We start from the raw sequence: 1,100 nt of genomic DNA, 5'->3' as shown, positions 1-1,100 counted from the left end.
CTTCCTTTTTTATCTCCAGCCAGATTGCCAGGTTATGAGGACAAGAAAGAACCCGTTTCTGATGGCCGTTCAGGGGGACAAAAGCATCAGGGCCGATGACATCTTTCAACTGTTCATCTGAAAACGCCGCAACCGAAACCTTGACAACAACGTTCTCGCTGTTCTCAGCGAACAGATTTTTGATATCCGGATCATTTTTCAGATCAAAGGTGCGGCAGGCAAAGACGATGACGATCTGTTTCTTGTCTTTGCGAAGACTCCGGGTCTGGCGTAGCAGTTCCTTGCACACACCCATGGCTGTGGAGGAATGGGAGGCGGTCCAGCGAATGGCATCAAGCTGATCCAGGATGAGAACAGACTTTCTGCCTTCGGCAAGGCCCGCCAGGCAATGGGCTGGAGACTCGGGCAGGTCTAAATCCTGTCCGAACTGTTTGGCGGTGTTTCCTGGGACGCGCGTGTCAAGACGGATGGGAAGAAAGGGGACATTCTTTTGGCGAAGATGCTCTGCCAGTTCATACAGAACCCCGCTCTTTCCGTTACCCGCGGCCCCATGCACAACCACATCCTGCCCATTGTCTATGGCATCGATGATTCGGGTGGTCTCCCCCCTGGAAATGATTTTTCTGTTTATCAGGCCGGGATTGATGGATTCAAAAAACTGATTTTGCAGATCCTCTATGGCAGGGCTGATTCGAGAATCATGCTCAAGCCTTTTGGGGTGGATGCCATGCTTTTCTTTAAGGTGGCGCCACAATTGATCCACGCGAATGGATTTGCGGTACATGTCGTTGTTATTGGCATAGGTGGTCAGGATGGAAATTGCGCTTTTCGGCTCGCCGGTCAAGATAAATCCGGCCTTGGTCAGCAGATCAGAAAAAGTATTGTGGTCATCTGGGAAAAGCTCTATATGGGTGCGCTTAAGATAGTCGAAGGCTGTTGCGAGATCATCGTCTTTTTGGGGATCAAGCTCCAATTTTTCACAAAATGCACTGAAAGTCTTACGACGTTCTTTTCCTATGTCCTCAACTTGATACCGCCAAAAATCCTTGGGGTTGTCATTGGAGTTCCTTGCGCTTTCGCAGATGTCCGCAAAAGTACGT

At 49.7% G+C, this 1,100-nt stretch carries 1 protein-coding gene; it reads right to left on the bottom strand.

From position 1 onward, the window contains the following. On the bottom strand, window positions 1-1,100 hold a 1,100-nt coding region (locus ACOCD2_RS21350), incomplete at both ends, for an AAA family ATPase (RefSeq protein ID WP_419592426.1).

The sequence above is a fragment of the Thiolapillus sp. genome (assembly GCF_048562965.1).
Lineage (GTDB): Bacteria > Pseudomonadota > Gammaproteobacteria > Chromatiales > Chromatiaceae > Thiolapillus > Thiolapillus brandeum_A.
Note: the sequence above shows the minus strand (reverse complement) of the source record. Positions and strands in the feature narration are given on the sequence as shown.